This is a genomic window from Planococcus koreensis, assembly GCF_004761975.1.
Lineage (GTDB): Bacteria > Bacillota > Bacilli > Bacillales_A > Planococcaceae > Planococcus > Planococcus koreensis.
Genome location: NZ_RQII01000075.1, coordinates 1 through 4,152 on the forward strand (window position 1 = coordinate 1; position 4,152 = coordinate 4,152).

A 4,152-nucleotide genomic window follows, 5' to 3' on the forward strand; every position below is an offset into this window, starting at 1 on the left:
AATAGAGTGGCGATAAACAACTGGAAGTCCCTCGACTCATTTCTTTTCTGCACGGATCGCAGCGTCAATGGTTCAATCGAACGCAAGATTTAATTCAGTGGAGAGCGTTTGAATTCGTCTTTTGCCGGTTCATTGACTTCCCTGGCCACCAGGTCAATTCCTTGCGTAATCGTCATGCCTGATCTTGCGGCGTTTGCCAGTAACCGGCACACTTTCGCTCATTGGCTATTCAATCGCTCTTCATACTTGTCTTGCGGATATAAAACAATAAAAAGTGGCTTCCCACCAGAATGCCTGCTGTCAGAATGATGCTCGGCAGTGCAGCCATACTAAAAATCATGTTGAACACGACATAAAACATTAAAATGCCGAGTGCGTGCATTCCGATATACTCAGAAGCAAGCAAATTGACATTTGCGCTCTTCAATTTTCTAGCCAGCCCTTGAGACATTTCTGACTCATCAAAGCGATCGCCCCAAACGCTGATTGCACTTTTTCTTTTTTCTTCGGGATACCATGTTTTCAGCTTTTTCTTCCATTCCTGCTTTTTCCGGCGATAATCGAGAAATAGATAGCAGCCAAACAGCAATGCCAAAACTGCTGCCCCATATAAGATGCCAATGCTTAAGTCCATTGCGCCACCTCTTCCCGCTTGTTGAAGATGGCTTCATCAAGCTCGATGCCGAACATCCTCAAATGCTCCATGCATTGCGGAACATAGCCTGTCGGGGTGAAATAGCCTTGCACTTCTCCATTTTTCCCGGTACCGGTACGTTTGAAGATAAAGACGTCACGAATTTTCACGCCTTTTTCTTCATCTACATAAACCTCTGAAATGTTGACGATTTTCCGCTGCCCATCGCCCAAACGATCCGCCTGGACAATAAAATCCAATGCACCGACGATATATTCGCGGATGATCTCACTCGGCAAATCCATTCCTGCCATAATGACCATCCCTTCGACGCGGCTGATGGCATCAGCCGGCGAATTCGAGTGGACAGTTGTCAGCGAACCTTCATGCCCCGTATTCATCGCCTGCAGCATGTCGAAGGCTTCCGCCCCGCGTACCTCCCCGACAATAATGCGGTCCGGGCGCATCCGGAGCGAGTTCCGGACCAATTGGCGAATGCTGATTTCTCCTTGGCCTTCAACATTGGCCGGACGTGCTTCCATGCCGACAACACTTCCTCGGTTCAGCCGGAGTTCAGCCGAATCTTCAATCGTAATGACCCGTTCACTTACTGGAATGGCCTTGGCCACTGCATTCAATAAGGTCGTTTTACCGCTGCCTGTTCCTCCGGATATCAGGATATTCAATTTCGCTTTCACCAATGCCTGGATGAAAATGGCCATCGATTCATCTAATGAAGACAGATGCAGAAGATCAGCCATTTCAAAAGGTTCTTTGCGGAATTTCCGGATGGATAACAAGGTTCCATTCAAGCTGATCGGCGGTATCACCGCATTGACACGGCTGCCATCCGGAAGCCGGGCATCGACCATTGGCGAACTTTCATCGATGCGCCTGCCAAGCGGCGCTATCACCCGGTCAACAATATGCCGGACATGTTCTTCGTTTTTAAACTTTATGTGTGAAACTTCTAGCCTGCCGTTGCGTTCAACGTGGATTTCCTGCGGTCCATTCACCAGGATCTCCGTAACGGTCGGATCTTTTAATAATTGTTCGATCGGACCGAATCCCACCGTTTCATCAATCAGCCGGGTCAGCAGCATTTCCCGATCCGTTTTCGAAATGACCACTTTTTCTTCAAGCATGAATTGGCTGATCAGCCTTTCAATCGCCAATCGCCGTTCCGTTTCCTCGGCGGCAATCAGCGGCTCGAGGTTCGTTTCTGCCAAAAGACGGGCTTTGTAATGTTCCAGCAATTCTTCCAAAAAAGGGCTAAGGACTTGTGAAGTCTGCGTTGAAACAAGTTCGCTGACCGCTGCAGCTGTTTCGGTTCTTTTTCTCTGAAAGAGCGACATCCCTATCCTACCTTTCTAAAAACGGTTATTTTAGCATTGATACCACCCATTTCCGCATATCCTTTGCGGCGGGAGTCAACTTTTTCTCTTTTGGCATCTTACGCAGGGTTTCGCCTTTATTGATCGCCGTTTGAACACCTTTAATGTCGCGCCTGATTTCCGCCGCAACCGGGTATTCGATAAAACGTTCGAAGTCTTTTCTCGACAACTCATTTTCGCGTCCAACTTCGTTCAGCACGACTTCGAGCCGGTCAGTGGTCGGAATCCCAAGTTTCTGGAATAATTCTTCCGTATGTTTAAACACCCGGATAGAAGGCGTGTCCATCAATGTAGTGTAATAAATGCGGTCGGCTTCCACTAATGCCGTATACGTCCGTTCATCCATGTTCACTGGCAAGTCCACCACAATGAAGTCATAGGCCCGTCGGCAGACACGAAGCAAGCGAGTGATAAAATCTTCGGTAATGTATTCAGCCAGTTCTGCATCACATGGGCTAATCAGCAATTCCATTTTCGATAGCGGCTCTTTTTCAGCTACGTTGCGCAAATGCTGTTCAGTCATCTCTTTAATGACCGGCTCCAAATCCAAAATCGTGCGTGTGGTTTCTACGCCTAGATAAGATTCTCCACCGCCGTACTGAAGGTTAAGGTCGATGTACAGCACTTGTGCAGTCGATTCGAATTTTAAGGTCTGTGCAAACGCCGTGCTCAACAAAGTTTTTCCGCTGCCGCCCTTGCCGCTGTAAAAAGCGAAAACCTGGCCGCTTCCCCGCTTGAAACTTAACTGCTTCTCTTTTTCGGGAGCCGTTTGAAGGCGCGCAAGCATGATTGAAATTTGATTGGCCAAGCCATTTAAATCTTCCGGAATGACGAAATAATCGATCGCCCCTGCCCTGACTAAATCACGAAATAATTGGAAATCATGGCTTTCATGGGCAAAAACCACCGGCACATCGTCAAGTTCCTGCTGCAGGTACGCCAGCGTTTCCAAATCCGTTCCGGAATTGTGGAGCAGGAGCACCAAAGCGGGGTTCGTATTTTTCAATTCTGAACGCAAGTGAATCGGTTCAAGGCCGATGAAGTCGAATTCCTGGCCAAATTGCTGAGTCAGCAGGGTATATAGTTCATTTTTTTGTCCGACGATCAATAATTGTGATTGCTTCATGCCGTGGCCCCCTTAGTTATTCGAAGACGTTTTGGCAGCGTCATCCTGAGTTTTCTTTTCAGCAGGCTTTTTCTCTTCAGCTTTTTTTTCTTCAGCTTTGGCCTTACTTTCTGCTTCAGCTTTTGCTTTAGCCTCTGCCTCTGCCTTAGCCTTAGCTTTCGCTTCTGCTTCAGCTTTTTCTTTTGCTGCGGCAGCCGCTTCCACTTCTTCAGCTTCTTCTGACCCCGCTGTACCGACATTCGCCTTAATGATGCGTACACTGTCTGCGTAATTTTGCATATGTATCAATTTGGGTGCTTGCTCTAGTGAAACTTCGAGCTGGACCCCAGCAAACTTTTTGCTGTCATTCGCTACTCTTGCCACTTTTACATCCTGCATGAAGATTTCAGTTTTATTGTCTTCTTTTTCACGCAGTGACACGATAATGTCTACGCGGTCCAAAGCTTCCAGTTCTTCATCAAAAAAGACACGCTCAGATGACATCAATGTGATCAAGCGATTATTTTCTTCCATAACCGCAGATGCCTGTTTCAACATATTTTTTGTAATCAAATCTCCGGAAGACAATGGAATGACCGACACCTTATTTTGCAAATCGTCTGTATTGGTGATATGTTCGTCGGTAACGAATTTCTTAGGGATTTTTTCTACAGTAATGTCCTTCGGGGTAATGACACTGCGTGAAGCAATATCTTGGCCAGCCGCATAAACATTGACCATCGTCCCCAAATCCGTATTCAATTCCTTCACTTTTTGCAAAGTTAGAAATCCTGCTGTTCCTGCAAGAATTGCTGCAAGAAAAAAGAAGATAATGGCTTTTCTCTTAGACTCGATCATGTTGGCACTCTCCTGGATTTTCATCGTCATTTTTTCAACTTGTTAATTCAAAAGTATCTTTGCAGTTATTCCTTTTTTCTTCAAAGTAAACGCAGCTTACTGATATCTCGGGTTTCTTCTACTATGTATGAATAACACCACTTCAAATCTTTGTCAAAAAA

5 protein-coding genes are annotated in these 4,152 nt (G+C 46.2%); all 5 read right to left on the minus strand.

All coding sequences use genetic code 11. From position 1 onward, the window contains the following. Positions 1 to 89: 89 nt before the first annotated feature. From EGV91_RS17495 to cpaB, 5 genes are read right to left on the minus strand one after another with little or no spacing between them, the layout of a single operon-like run. Entirely contained in the window at positions 90 to 212 is a 123-nt protein-coding gene (locus tag EGV91_RS17495; RefSeq protein WP_277751553.1) for a hypothetical protein, read from the minus strand. A gap of 17 nt (positions 213 to 229) precedes the next feature. Next, positions 230 to 634 (minus strand): hypothetical protein, encoded by a 405-nt coding sequence (locus EGV91_RS16485; RefSeq protein ID WP_135505653.1) that lies wholly within the window; start codon positions 632 to 634, stop codon positions 230 to 232. Beyond that, positions 625 to 1,989 carry a TadA family conjugal transfer-associated ATPase gene (locus EGV91_RS16490; protein ID WP_135505655.1) on the minus strand — a complete coding sequence of 455 codons (1,365 nt, stop codon included), beginning with the start codon at positions 1,987 to 1,989 and terminating at the stop codon, positions 625 to 627. The genes EGV91_RS16485 and EGV91_RS16490 overlap by 10 nt, the downstream gene beginning before the upstream one ends. 25 nt (positions 1,990 to 2,014) lie before the next feature. Continuing rightward, complete coding sequence (locus EGV91_RS16495) at positions 2,015 to 3,154, minus strand: CpaE/TadZ family protein (RefSeq protein WP_135505657.1); 1,140 nt, start codon at positions 3,152 to 3,154, stop codon at positions 2,015 to 2,017. Positions 3,155 to 3,166: 12 nt separating this feature from the next. Continuing rightward, positions 3,167 to 3,991, minus strand: coding sequence for a Flp pilus assembly protein CpaB (gene cpaB, locus EGV91_RS16500; protein WP_175580332.1), 825 nt, complete (start codon positions 3,989 to 3,991; stop codon positions 3,167 to 3,169). Positions 3,992 to 4,152 lie beyond the last annotated feature (161 nt).